10 protein-coding genes and 1 tRNA gene are annotated in these 12814 nt (G+C 52.9%); 3 read left to right on the top strand and 8 right to left on the bottom strand.

The window, feature by feature from the left end; all coding sequences use genetic code 11:
* Nucleotides 1–346: 346 nt before the first annotated feature.
* Nucleotides 347–1690: a plasmid recombination protein gene (locus BBPC_RS03955; protein WP_004221652.1), complete on the top strand. Its 1344-nt coding sequence runs from the start codon at nucleotides 347–349 to the stop codon at nucleotides 1688–1690.
* A gap of 393 nt (nucleotides 1691–2083) precedes the next feature.
* On the top strand, nucleotides 2084–4003 hold the full coding sequence (gene tet(W), locus BBPC_RS03950; protein WP_033524005.1) for a tetracycline resistance ribosomal protection protein Tet(W): 1920 nt from the start codon (nucleotides 2084–2086) through the stop codon (nucleotides 4001–4003).
* A 727-nt stretch (nucleotides 4004–4730) separates the two neighbouring features.
* On the opposite strand, the gene BBPC_RS03945 is transcribed toward tet(W), so the two are convergent.
* The 8 genes from BBPC_RS03945 to BBPC_RS03910 form a co-directional block, all read right to left on the bottom strand.
* Entirely contained in the window at nucleotides 4731–5156 is a 426-nt protein-coding gene (locus tag BBPC_RS03945) for a GNAT family N-acetyltransferase (protein ID WP_004221642.1), read from the bottom strand.
* Nucleotides 5157–5187: 31 nt separating this feature from the next.
* Nucleotides 5188–5556, bottom strand: a complete 369-nt coding sequence (locus BBPC_RS03940; protein WP_080550617.1) for a GNAT family N-acetyltransferase — start codon at nucleotides 5554–5556, stop codon at nucleotides 5188–5190.
* 141 nt (nucleotides 5557–5697) lie between these two features.
* The gene (locus BBPC_RS03935; RefSeq protein WP_004221638.1) at nucleotides 5698–6630 is read right to left on the bottom strand and encodes a hypothetical protein; all 933 of its coding nucleotides are present in this window, start codon (nucleotides 6628–6630) and stop codon (nucleotides 5698–5700) included.
* A complete protein-coding gene (locus BBPC_RS10020) occupies nucleotides 6627–7736 on the bottom strand; it encodes a DNA methyltransferase (protein ID WP_004221636.1) in 1110 nt (369 codons plus the stop codon). The genes BBPC_RS03935 and BBPC_RS10020 overlap by 4 nt, the downstream gene beginning before the upstream one ends.
* Nucleotides 7726–7905 (bottom strand): type II toxin-antitoxin system RelB/DinJ family antitoxin, encoded by a 180-nt coding sequence (locus BBPC_RS03925; RefSeq protein WP_004221633.1) that lies wholly within the window; start codon nucleotides 7903–7905, stop codon nucleotides 7726–7728. The genes BBPC_RS10020 and BBPC_RS03925 overlap by 11 nt, the downstream gene beginning before the upstream one ends.
* A 55-nt stretch (nucleotides 7906–7960) precedes the next feature.
* Nucleotides 7961–9019, bottom strand: a complete 1059-nt coding sequence (locus tag BBPC_RS09345; protein ID WP_004221630.1) for an IS1595 family transposase — start codon at nucleotides 9017–9019, stop codon at nucleotides 7961–7963.
* Between the two features lie 730 nt (nucleotides 9020–9749).
* Nucleotides 9750–11090 (bottom strand): 3-phosphoshikimate 1-carboxyvinyltransferase, encoded by a 1341-nt coding sequence (aroA, locus tag BBPC_RS03915; RefSeq protein ID WP_004221628.1) that lies wholly within the window; start codon nucleotides 11088–11090, stop codon nucleotides 9750–9752.
* 243 nt (nucleotides 11091–11333) lie between these two features.
* A tRNA-Pro gene (locus BBPC_RS03910) sits at nucleotides 11334–11410 on the bottom strand.
* Nucleotides 11411–11530: 120 nt separating this feature from the next.
* Here BBPC_RS03910 and BBPC_RS03905 point away from each other — a divergent pair.
* Complete coding sequence (locus BBPC_RS03905; protein ID WP_004221627.1) at nucleotides 11531–12700, top strand: hypothetical protein; 1170 nt, start codon at nucleotides 11531–11533, stop codon at nucleotides 12698–12700.
* Nucleotides 12701–12814: the final 114 nt, after the last annotated feature.

The following is a 12814-nucleotide window of genomic DNA, read 5'->3' as shown; positions in this document are numbered from 1 at the left end:
GGTGGAGATTGCCGCAAGGCAATACAACCCGAACCCCTTGACATTTGGCCCACGGAGGACACTTGCCGGGTGGTGGAAAGGCACAGCCTTTCCACCTGCCCAACGGCGAGTGGAAAAGTTTAGGCGGGGTGCAGGGTGCCCTTTTCAAAGGGCGGCCCTGCTGGGGGAGGCAACCGCAGTTGCCGGGGGCAAAGCCCCCGCACCCCCTCGGGAGAGCCCACGGCACTTTCGCACCAACGGGGCGAAAGTGTCATAGTGGGTTATTACACTTCCCGCAGGAAGTGACTCCCCCGAACCCCCGTCCATTTTCAACAACCAAACATCTGAAACAGGAGGATTTTTGCCTATGGCGAGAGGCGACGGTATTGACCGTACCAACGCAAGAAATATGAGGCTGACCGAAACCAAGATCGGCAACACCCAGCAGCACAACGAGCGTGAGAAGGATTCCTATGTCAACCAGGACATTGTACCAGAGCGGACGCCGCTCAATGTCCATTTCAAGGCCCCATCTGCAGGGTATCAGGAGATGTTCTCCCAAATGGAGGCCGATGGTGTGATCTCCACCCGTGGCATTAAGGCGGACGCATTTCGATACGGTGAGTTGGTCTTTGATGTGAACTCCGCCTACTTCTACAATCACGGCGGCTATGACTTCGCAAAACAATTTTACACCGACGCTTACAAATCCGCAATCAAAATCGTAGGTGGAGAGCAGTATATTTTGTCGGCGGTCATGCACGCTGACGAGCGCAACCGGGCCATGTCCGAGGCGCTGGGGGAGGATGTGTACCACTACCACCTTCATGTGGTCTATATCCCGGTGGTGAAGAAGGAGATACGATGGACAAAGCGGTGCAAGGACAAATCCCTGGTGGGCAAGGTCAAGGAAACCGTTATGCAGGTCAGCATGAGCAAAAAGTGGGCGTCCCAGCCCGCAGTAGACGAGGCCACCGGGGAGCCATTACGAACAGCAAAGGGCAAGCCTGTTCTGAGAAAGTCGTACAGCGTCTTGCAGGATGATTTCTTTCAGCAGATGCGCTCCGCTGGCTACACGGATTTGGAGCGTGGAGAGCGTGGCAGTTCCGAGGAACATCTGACGGTCACGCAGTTCAAGGTGAAGTGTGAACAGGAGCGGTTGGCACAGCTTCAAGAGGCGGCTGTGCTGGCCCAGGCCGAGGTTGACCGAAGGAACAGGGAGGCGACAGCTGCCGAAAAGAAAGCGGCCCAGGCCAAGGCCAAACTAAACGATGTGGCCCCCATGCTGAAAGGCATGGAGAAGCTGGCGGAGGAATTTTCCAGCGACCCGGAACAGGTCTTGCCAGAAGCGGGGCCGCTGGAATCAGCCAGGGCCTACCGGGAGAAAAAGGCCAAGCCCTTATGGGCGAAGATCGTCAAGGTGCTACGGTCTGTCTATCGGGCCTACTGTGACCTCAAATCCAAATTTGAGCGGCTGCAAGCGGACTATGGCCGGGAGGTCAGCAAAAACAGTTCCTTGTCAGAAAGGATTTACGAGGTCTGCGCCGAGCGAGACAGCCTAAAGGGAAAGGTCAGAGACTATGAGCGGGTCAGGCGGGCCATTGGCACGGAACAGGCGGACAGAATATTAGAGGCCGCTTACCAGCAGGAACAGGCCGAAAAGGAACGGAAACGGGCCGCAAGGCAAAAAACAAGGGTAGGCGCACGATAATCACCAAAACCGGAGGGTGTTCCAGTGAATGCCCTCCTGATTTATTTGGGGAATCGGGTAAAATAATTTCTTGCTTTTTAGAGCGTACTATGATATACTACTATTCGTACTATGATATACTACTATTATCCTGATTTGAGGAGTCTACCAAATATGCGGCAAGGTATTCTTAAATAAAATTTGATAATGGGCGCAAAAATGATTGCCCCTTGCAGGGGCTTAGTTTTTGTACCCAATTTAAGAATACTTTTGCCTTTTTAGTAAATATCGTGACGGACAGCGGCTCATGTAAGCCGTCATACTTCTGTTTGTCCGAAGTCATGATCCCCAGCGGTAAAAGTATTAGCCGCTGGGGATTTTTGCGCCCATTTGGGCCTTGTATGGAGGATAGACATGAACATTATCAATATCGGGATTCTTGCCCATGTAGACGCTGGAAAGACAACCTTGACGGAGAGCCTGCTATATGCCAGCGGAGCCATTTCAGAACCGGGGAGCGTCGAAAAAGGGACAACGAGGACGGACACCATGCTTTTGGAGCGGCAGCGTGGGATTACCATTCAAGCGGCAGTCACTTCCTTCCAGTGGCACAGATGTAAAGTCAACATTGTGGATACGCCCGGCCACATGGATTTTTTGGCGGAGGTGTACCGCTCTTTGGCTGTTTTAGATGGGGCCATCTTGGTGATCTCCGCTAAAGATGGCGTGCAGGCCCAGACCCGTATTCTGTTCCATGCCCTGCGGAAAATGAACATTCCCACCGTTATCTTTATCAACAAGATCGACCAGGCTGGCGTTGATTTGCAGAGCGTGGTTCAGTCTGTTCGGGATAAGCTCTCCGCCGATATTATCATCAAGCAGACGGTGTCGCTGTCCCCGGAAATAGTCCTGGAGGAAAATACCGACATAGAAGCATGGGATGCGGTCATCGAAAATAACGATAAATTATTGGAAAAGTATATCGCAGGAGAACCAATCAGCCGGGAAAAACTTGTGCGGGAGGAACAGCGGCGGGTTCAAGACGCCTCCCTGTTCCCGGTCTATTATGGCAGCGCCAAAAAGGGCCTTGGCATTCAACCGTTGATGGATGCGGTGACAGGGCTGTTCCAACCGATTGGGGAACAGGGGAGCGCCGCCCTATGCGGCAGCGTTTTCAAGGTGGAGTATACAGATTGTGACCAGCGGCTCATCTATCTGCGGCTATACAGCGGAACGCTGCGCCTGCGGGATACGGTGGCCCTGGCCGGGAGAGAAAAGCTGAAAATCACAGAGATGCGTATTCCATCCAAAGGGGAAATTGTTCGGACAGACACCGCTTATCCGGGTGAAATTGTTATCCTTCCCAGCGACAGCGTGAGGTTAAACGATGTATTAGGGGACCCAACCCGGCTCCCTCGTAAAAGGTGGCGTGAGGACCCCCTCCCCATGCTGCGGACGTCGATTGCGCCGAAAACGGCAGCGCAAAGAGAACGGCTGCTGGACGCTCTTACGCAACTTGCGGATACTGACCCGCTTTTGCGCTGCGAGGTGGATTCCATCACCCATGAGATCATTCTTTCTTTTTTGGGCCGGGTGCAGTTGGAGGTTGTTTCCGCTTTGCTGTCGGAAAAATACAAGCTTGAAACAGTGGTAAAGGAACCCACCGTCATTTATATGGAGCGGCCGCTCAAAGCAGCCAGCCACACCATCCATATCGAGGTGCCGCCCAACCCGTTTTGGGCATCCATCGGACTGTCTGTTACACCACTCCCGCTTGGCTCCGGTGTACAATACGAGAGCCGGGTTTCGCTGGGATACTTGAACCAGAGTTTTCAAAACGCTGTCAGGGATGGTATCCGTTACGGGCTGGAGCAGGGCTTGTTCGGCTGGAACGTAACGGACTGTAAGATTTGCTTTGAATACGGGCTTTATTACAGTCCGGTCAGCACGCCGGCGGACTTCCGCTCATTGGCCCCGATTGTATTGGAACAGGCATTGAAGGAATCAGGGACGCAACTGCTGGAACCTTATCTCTCCTTCACCCTCTATGCGCCCCGGGAATATCTTTCCAGGGCTTATCATGATGCACCGAAATACTGTGCCACCATCGAAACGGTCCAGGTAAAAAAGGATGAAGTTGTCTTTACTGGCGAGATTCCCGCCCGCTGTATACAGGCATACCGTACTGATCTGGCCTTTTACACCAACGGGCAGAGCGTATGCCTTACAGAACTGAAAGGGTATCAGGCCGCTGTCGGCAAGCCAGTCATCCAGCCCCGCCGTCCAAACAGCCGCCTGGACAAGGTGCGCCATATGTTCAGTAAGATCACTTGATACACCACAGCGAGGAAGGTTATTGCATTTCCCTGTCTTTCGTGGTAAAATGTAGTTGTAAACCACCAGAGAAACCAATCTAATTTTACCGTTGATAGCCATTTCCTTGATAGCCAAATGATAGCAAAAGTTCGGCAAGCCCATAGGATAAGGATAATAGGTATCAGGAAAAATCAAATGGTATCAAATTCCCCAAACAAAAGCGTTTAGAATTAAGTTTCATTTTGCGAGTGGGAGTAGTTCCCCTTGGTTTAGATGTGCCGAAAAACCCAGTATTTATGCGGGTTTCGGGACTTGGTACTTTTCGGGCAACCGATTTTGCAACAGATGGAATAGTCCCCCTTGGCTTGCAACTAAACCTAAAAATCGCATAATTTTTAAGGCTTTTGCCCTGTTTTGGGCAGAAGCCTTTTTGCATATTTGATAAAATTTTCTCTTTAATATATCATCAAATCAGATAAAACAGCGAGGTGGATAGTATGAAAACAGAAAAAATACCATATATATTTAAGTACAAAAGAAAGAAACGAAATTGTTGCTTTCCTTATAAATCTAAAAAAAAACAAATTGATTGAACAAGGCAGATACACCGACGCCGTCGATGATGTTCTCTGCAAAGTGCTTTCTGCCAAGAAAAGAAAGCTCAAAATCAAATAATCTTGCCACGACATAAGACCGCCTACACGATGTAAGCGGTCTTATGTTTTAGTTCGATAAACTGGAATTTCTATTTGTGTTGCCATGTCATTACATAATCTTTTTCTCCGGTAGCCTCATCTAAGCCACTATGCTGAATCTCAAATCCTTCTCTCTTATAAAAAGATATTGCCCGTGCGTTCTTTTGGTATACGTTCAAGTGCAACTTATTCCTTTTATCCTTTGCATAATTCAGCAGAATTTTACCTATACCCTGCGATTGCATTTCACCAGAAACAAAAATGCCCTCAACATATTCATCATTTAACCCTATAAAACCCTGTATTTCTGTATCATACTCATACACATAAACCTCTGCTAGTAACAGCGCTTCTTTTGCTGATTTGAAATTGCTTTTCCAGTATTCGGCGGGGATAAAATTATGTGCCTTTATATTTGTATCCAACCATATATCTGCAACTTTATTTATATCATCCCTTTTAAATTCTCTAATCATAACGGTGACTCTCCATAAACTTGAATTTAAATTATAACGGTCTTTGCAAATACACCATATCTACCAACTGTATTCCACTCTCATAGATTGGGTGGTCATAATTATCTATAAAGAAATTTGATATGATATGCGAACGGACAAAACCACACTTTTCATAAAATGGTATTGTCAGTGGGCTATCGCCCGTTCCCACTTGCAGAATGGCATATTGCTCTCTGTAATTATTAACAATAAACTCAATTAAGGCTCTTGCATAACCTTTCCCTTGATATTCTGGAACCGTCGCAATGTTCTTGATTTCAAGTATGTCATTTTCTTTATCGGTTATGACACACTCACACTTGACCCCATTATCATCAAGTACATACATCTTGCCGTTATCAAGATAACGGTCAACCATATCTTCCTGCTCATCTGCTAATAGGAGCAAATCAAGATATTGTTTTTGGCTCTGTTAGACCAAGGTTGACCTAAGAGGATATATGACAAAAACCCGCTTGTTTAACTATGTTGAAAAGCAAACAAGCGGGTAAATGTCAGTCTACTTCAGGGACAGATCGACGATGGCGCTCAAATGTGCGAGTAGCTGCTCTTCCAGCATGGACGCCTTGTGGTCGGGCCGGCCAGCCTGACGCACCTTGCGAGCGATGTTGCTCAATTCCGCTTCGATTTCCTCTTTTGGCCTGCCTTCTGAGAATAGCTTGAAGAACGACACCCAGTACTTCGCTTCGATACCCGCCATGAGCGTGTCCATGGATTCGTCCACCCAATTCGCCATGAGACCATCCACTCTGGCGATACGCCCAAAGTTGCCTCCTCCGTCTTGATTGGGAACATCAACATATTGCGTTCCCGGTTTGGGATACGGGGTGGTTTCCGGATGATGGATGCCACAGTCTCGTTTGGAGTTGTCTCCTCTGCGATGATTCCAGTAGTAAGTGCGCATGTCGGAGGCGAATTTCGCCTGTTCGACGTAGGGTTCGTAGACCACGGGCTTGCCGCTGAGAACGTTGGACAATCCCCAAGGAACACAGCAGATTAAGTCCCATTCAGTCACTGCGTCGGCTGATGCCTTGTATCGTAGAGATGGCTCGGATTCCTTGGAAAGCAGATACCACCCTTTCAGTTCGATGCCGATGAGCGGCGAATCATCCTTGTTGGAGCCTACAAGCCTTACGTCCGGGAAGGATTCGGGATAGCGTCGGAATTCTTTGTCCGCCCATTTGCCTTGCGGGTCCCATATACTGCGCAGGGAGTTCAACAGCATGACGGTCTGGGCCTCGATGGTGCCGCCGAGCAGTGTATTGATTGAGAATAGGTCATTGACCTCGATGCCTTCGACGTTGATGGGCGATGTGAAGTGCATTGGAAGGGCATACAATGCTCGGACTATGCCGTTGCGGAGTTCGGTCCGTTCGTCCCCGTCGGGAAGCTCGTAGTGTTCAGGTCGGTCCTTGCCGTCGTAATCGGTCATGCCTGCCTTCTTTCGAGGGTCATCGTGTCATTTGCGTTTTTCGTGTCGTACTCGTCTTCGGCTTCCGCCAATCGTCCAAGGGCCAGGTTCTGGAATTCCTCGTCGATTTCCGCCGTATAGGCGATGCGACCGGTGAGCACGGCAGCGACGGATGCGGACGCCAGCCCGCCGAATGGCTCCCAGACCACATCCCCCTTATTGGATGCGGCGTGAATCTGACGGTCCATGAAATCCAGAGGCTTCTGGTTGAGATGCGCCGCTGATTGTTTGGAGGGTTTGTAGACTCGTGGCGCGCTGCGTTGCAGGGTCCCCTTGAGGCGTTCTCCGTCGTGAAGCGGTGGGCGTGACCACACGTTGGTCAACCCGTTGACGTGATTCCATACGGCGCGGAGGGAGTCCCATCGTTCGGCGGTGATCTCGGTGTGCCCGTCGACGGAAAAGTAGGGGCGATTCGTGGGTTTGCCGTTGGCCTTCGTATACTCGGCCATGCGCTCGACCATCTCTCCGGGCGGCCAATACCACAGCCAGTCAGCGGTGAGATACTTGCGGGTTGCAGCGTTCTTCACCCCGCACGCCTCGTTCGCACGGTAGAGGGGCAGTCCTGAGCGTTGCCATTCAGCCCGTAGCCATTGCTGCACTCCAAGCACGTTGCCGTCTTCCGCAGGAAGCGTCAGCTTGCGCCGGTACAGGGCGGAAACCTCGGTGACCACGGGGAATTGTCGAATGGTGTTGCCGTTCACGTTGCCCGCGATATGCGACAGCCCCTTGTCCCAAGTGACCAGTTGCACGTACTCCCAGCCGTTCGCCTCCAACAGCGGATGCACCGTGGCCCAGCCGACCTCGGTGTTCCAGAACCACAGCGAGGTCGAAGGTTTCGCCCGTTTCGACCATTGGGCCACATGGGGCGCATACCAGTCCACGAGTCCATCTGCACTCACGGTATCACCTCGGAATCCTCGCACGCCATAGGCCCCATCGCTGACTATCAGGTCAGGGGCCTCCCAATCCGGATACGCATCGAGTACGTTTCCGCGATGCAGCGTATATCGGTCGCCACGCACGTCTTGAGGACGGAGGTCTTTGATGCGGATGACCTTATCTGCCATTCGAGGTTTCCTTCTTGACCTCGAACGGGAGCCCCTGTTCCCTGACCACGGCCTTGAGAAAGATGGTGACCGCGCCGGAAAGGGTGAGTCCCAGGTCTTCGAGCACTTGGCTGGATTCCTCTTTGAGCTGGGGTTCTATCCTCATGGTCGTGGTGGGTATGCTCGCCATACGCGCCTCCTTGTCCTATGTTTCGATGTTCTGACTGTACATCGTATGCACGATGTCATGCGGCTTTTTGCCAGTACTCCATGTACGGCGGCATCATACGCTGGTAGTCGCGACGGCGGATGCGGTACAGGCCGTTGCCGAGCTGGCGGGCAAGCAATCGGTCGTCGTCGGTCTCGCCGAACCCATCGGTAAAAGCGACGAGCCATTGGAACCAGTCCAAGTAGGCTTGCAGGTACTTCGTGGACACGCCGTGGAAGCCGAACATGAAATCCTCCAAACGGGCGTGCAGCGTGTTCACCCTGTTGATCGCGTGACCGTCGGCGGAGGCTTGCGTGAGGTTCGCGCCCAGTTCGGCCAGCGGTTTCACGTAGGCGGGCGCACCGTCGGTCAGCACGTCGGTGCCGCGTCCGATGTGGACTTTCAACGCGCTCATGGCGCGATCCTTGGAGATGATGCCGCGCCCGCATACGGTCAGGAACGACCGGCCTGCGTCATCCACTCCGGTCGCCACGCATATCTGCTCCTTCGACAGACCGCGCTTCCTTAATGCCTTGGTGCGCTTGTGTGCCTTGCGGGGCATGACGAACACGGCGGACTTCGTGTGGTTGCCTTTGAAGCTCTCACGGAAGTACGTCTCGTCCAACTGGACGGACATGCCTGCCTCGGAACGCAGTACGGGCGTGTATCGGCGGATGCACTCGATGACGCGCTGGCGCATGAGGAACGCGGTCTTCAGGCATACTCCGCAACGCTGGGCGCACTTGCGCAAGCTCAGGCAATCCACGAAGCATTCGAGGAACCGCATCCATACGCCCGCTTTGAGCTTGCTCATGCCCATCACCCGGTTCGTGCGAACGCCGAACGTCCTGTTGCAGTTCATGCACTTCCAACGCTGGGAGCCGTCACGTCCACGCCCTTTGCGGATGATGCGGATGCTGCCGCAGCGCACGCACGCCTCCATCTGGTTCGGGTCGCTCGTCGCCGCGTCCAACGCGAACCCCTCGTACAGGGCGGCGCGTAACGCCTTGACAGCAAGGTCGCGCTCCTGCGGCGTCAGTTCGCCCAGTTCCTTCCTGACCCTATCGGCTATACGCGCCACCTTGCCCGTTCTCATACCACTATTGTAGCTACTCAGCAACTACAATACAAGTCAAAAAGTCAACCTTGGTCTAACAGAGCCTTGTTTTTTATTTTCTTTAACTTCAATAATTTTCATCAATCGCACCTACGAATTCTGATTTATCAATCTTTAATATCACATATTATACATCATAAATATGAAAATTTCTACCCGCCATCTGTTGACCTCAAATTTAAAACAGGCGGCTTTTTTTATTTTCAAAAAAGTTGAAAAATTTTTGCTCAGAGGGGGCGCAAAATGCCTCTCCCAGTTCGAACAAGTGAGTGGGAGTGATTCCAAGCTGATTCGTTACTGAACGCAAAATCGCAATCAATATGATGAAGCCCCCGAAAGTGCGAAACTTCCGGGGGCTTCATCATGCTTTCCGCCTTCTAGGCTCGAGCCAGATAACACCTCTCAAGGTGTCGGATGCCTCGTCGCTGCTTACCTCTTTACGTACGGTGTCAGGTTTCCATTGGTTCCGTGTTTTTCGTAGGCATTATGACGTTTGCGAGCGCCACTACCTTTGCCATGTTGGGCCGGACAAGGCCAAGCCGTGTCAGGAAAGCTAAGAACCATCGTGGCTTGACATAGCGGCATCCGCAGAATGATTACGATCCTGTGCAAACGTAGAATGTCCTTCCTCCGTTTTTGCGGAGGAAGGACATTTCCGTACCGTTTTCAATATCGTGGATTATTTGCGGATTATCTCTGACAATCCTTGCTAGGCAAGCATGTTGGTCCACATATTCGCGAAATCGGGAAGCGTTTTCGCGGTGGTCGCGATGTTCTTGACTTGGATGCCGTTGATGCTCAGACCAAGCATTGCGGCGAACGTCGCCATGCGATGGTCCGCGTAGGTTTCCATTTTGGCGGGCTTGAGATTCGTTGCCGGCACTGGCACGATCTCCAGACCGTCGGCCAGCTCACGGGCTTCTCCCCCGACTCTGGTGATTTCGTTGACCAATGCTTCCAGACGGTTCGTCTCGTGGCCGCGCAAGTGGCCGATGCCCAGCATGCGCGTAGGCTTGTCGGCGAAGACCAGGATTGCGGCCAGCGATGGCGCAATCTCGCCGGCCGCAGTCAGGTCGAAATCACCCAAGCCGTTGATATGGCTGCTGCCGGTCACTTCGCAGTACCGGACGCCGTCGATCACGGGGAAGCTGATTTCAGCGCCCATATGTTCCAAGTATCCGGGAAGCAGGCCGCCCGGCTGGGTGGTGGATTCCGGCCAGTGAGGCACGCGAACGGTTCCGCCGGCGATGAGCGCGGCGCCGAGGAACGGGGCGGCATTCGACAGGTCAGGTTCTACCGTCACGGTTTCGGGCAACTGCACGGCTCCCGGCTGCACGGTCCATACGCGGGCGTGTTCGTCTGCGTTGGCGCGCACGCCGGAACCTTGCAGATCGGCCACAGTCATGCGAATATGCGGTAAACTCGGTGTCTTCTCCCCCGTGTGATGCAGTTCCAAACCGCCTGGCACTCGAGAGCCGATGAGCAATAGTCCCGAAATAAACTGCGAGGATCCCGAAGAATCAATGCTGACTACGCTCGGCTCGGCGCACTGGCTCACCGTTTGAGGTGGAGTGATTGTAAATGGCAGGCGCCCTTCCTCGCCGTGGTATTCGATGCATGCCCCCAACTGTTCAAGACCGTCCAACACGGGCTTCATCGGACGCGCGTACGCCTGCTCGTCACCGTCGAAATCCACAGGACCATCCGCGAACATGGCAAGACCAGGCACAAAGCGCATCACTGTTCCCGCAAGACCGCAGAACACCTTCGTACCACCGTGGAACCGGCCGTCGGATGGCGGCACCACCGTAACCGTGGTGTCGACCTGCTCATCGATTTCGCAGCGCACTCCCAACGCGCGCAATGCGTCCATCATCAGCTCGGTGTCGCGCGAACGCAACAGGCCGACCAGTCGCACGGGACGATGCCCGAGAGCCGCAAGAATGAGATAGCGGTTCGACAGGGATTTGCTGCCCGGCACCACAACGGTGGCGTCGAGCGTCTTGCCGGCAAACGGCGCCGGCCAAAGATTCTCTTGAGATGCGTTCATAGGGCTTATCGTATCCAAAACCCGTGGAAAACAACGTTTCAATCTCGCCATACAGCACCCGTATCTTGCTCGAACTCGACAATCAAATGCCATCCATACCATTTCCGTTTGAAAACCCAGGCAGACAGAACTATGCGAATATCACAAAATGCCACGAGGAATTCCCACGATCGTCGTGTTTGTACCGGAAACCGGGGAAAGGATTTTTCAAACCGTCTGAAACACCTTTGTTTCCAACGGTTTTGGTCGGGCTGACAGGATTTGAACCTGCGACATTCTGCTCCCAAAGCAGACGCGCTACCAAACTGCGCTACAGCCCGTTCACGTTCACACCCCGCGAATCCGCCTCACGGAATCGCATCAAGTGAACACGAGTTTCTATTATAGCGTATGGTTGGACAACGACAGGCTTACAATAGCATTTCGGAAGGGAGAGTGGCATGGGACGTCACCAGCAGGCCGAATCGTCAGGCATCATCTCCTTTGTGACATGCGCCGTTATCGCCTGGTTCGTCATGAACGCATACATGCAGTTCGCCCCGGCCATCTGGCGTGTCACGCAGCGTCTGTTCACCGTCTGCGCGGGAATCGTGGCAGGATGCGGAGTCGTTTCATTCAGTTTGGGTTACGCACGAAAATCACGTTCGCTGACACTCAAACATGGTTGGGCTATTCCGGTCCGTCGTATTTTCGAGATCCTCGCGCTTTCCATGGTGTATGCTTCGACCATTTTCGTCACATCGTTCATGATGTTGTCCATCGTCAACAACATGATGGGCATCCGCACGCTGAAAGGCTATCTGCCGATCCTATGCGCGGCTATCGCAGGCGTTGTAGGCTATATCACTTTCGTGCAGGCGGAACTTATGAATGCCAAAACGATCGCTTCCCTACTGCCGTTTTTCGTGGTGTCTGGCGTGAGTATCGCAGGATTGACGTCCGACGATCCGTACTGGTACAACAATAATTTCTCTCAATTGGGCGACCGTACGACGTTCGCCGCGCGTATGTTCAATTCGACGCTGACGCTCGCGGGCATCTGCATTGTGATCATCAGCTATTTCGCCGTTTCCGAGCTCATCACCACGTATCGTCTGCAATTGCAGTATCTGGATTCCAATGCCATCAATGAGACGCCGAAGCATTTTCGTACGAGGATTCTGCTGCTGTCAATCATGTTGACGTTGGCCGGCATCGCTTTCGTAGGTATCGGCATGTTCCGTTACACACCGCATCCGATTTTGCACAACGTGTTCGCCCGCGGCCTACCATGTTTGATGAGCGTGCTGATGATTGCCCTGCCTTGGCTTGCCCCGCAACTCTCAAAGGTCGTATACGTGGTTTCCGATCTTGCGATTGCGATTGGGGCTTATGCCGGATTCCAATGGCTGAGCGGGCATAACACGCTGACGAATGTGGAGGCGTTGGCCGGCATGATGTTCCTTGGCTGGTTCATCATTTTCTCGCGTCAAATCGCCGCCATCGAAGCGGATCGCGTGCAGACGCAGCTGATACTGGCGCAATCTGAGAGACCACGCTCCGTCGAGGATCTTGCGGAAGTCAGCGAAACTGTTCCCGACACAGTTTCGAGGCTCGCCGCACAAGTCTGATGCAAGGCTGACCGGCAACCGCCGGATTTCAACATATACATACCAGTGGGGTGGAGCCATCGCATTGGCGACGACTCCACCCCACTGGATTCTGACGGCATAACGCGAGTGCGC

It is taken from the genome of Bifidobacterium pseudocatenulatum DSM 20438 = JCM 1200 = LMG 10505 (assembly GCF_001025215.1).
Taxonomy (GTDB): Bacteria; Actinomycetota; Actinomycetes; order Actinomycetales; family Bifidobacteriaceae; genus Bifidobacterium; species Bifidobacterium pseudocatenulatum.
This window is presented reverse-complemented; position numbering and strand designations above follow the sequence as displayed.

Coding starts and splice junctions, on each gene's coding strand:
- BBPC_RS03955 (WP_004221652.1), top strand. CDS start 347: ATGGCGAGAGGCGACGGTATTGACCGTACCAACGCAAGAAATATGAGG.
- BBPC_RS03945 (WP_004221642.1), bottom strand. CDS start 5,156: ATGATTAGAGAATTTAAAAGGGATGATATAAATAAAGTTGCAGATATA.
- BBPC_RS03940 (WP_080550617.1), bottom strand. CDS start 5,556: ATGGTTGACCGTTATCTTGATAACGGCAAGATGTATGTACTTGATGAT.
- BBPC_RS03935 (WP_004221638.1), bottom strand. CDS start 6,630: ATGACCGATTACGACGGCAAGGACCGACCTGAACACTACGAGCTTCCC.
- BBPC_RS10020 (WP_004221636.1), bottom strand. CDS start 7,736: ATGGCAGATAAGGTCATCCGCATCAAAGACCTCCGTCCTCAAGACGTG.
- BBPC_RS03925 (WP_004221633.1), bottom strand. CDS start 7,905: ATGGCGAGCATACCCACCACGACCATGAGGATAGAACCCCAGCTCAAA.
- BBPC_RS09345 (WP_004221630.1), bottom strand. CDS start 9,019: ATGAGAACGGGCAAGGTGGCGCGTATAGCCGATAGGGTCAGGAAGGAA.
- aroA (WP_004221628.1), bottom strand. CDS start 11,090: ATGAACGCATCTCAAGAGAATCTTTGGCCGGCGCCGTTTGCCGGCAAG.
- BBPC_RS03905 (WP_004221627.1), top strand. CDS start 11,531: ATGGGACGTCACCAGCAGGCCGAATCGTCAGGCATCATCTCCTTTGTG.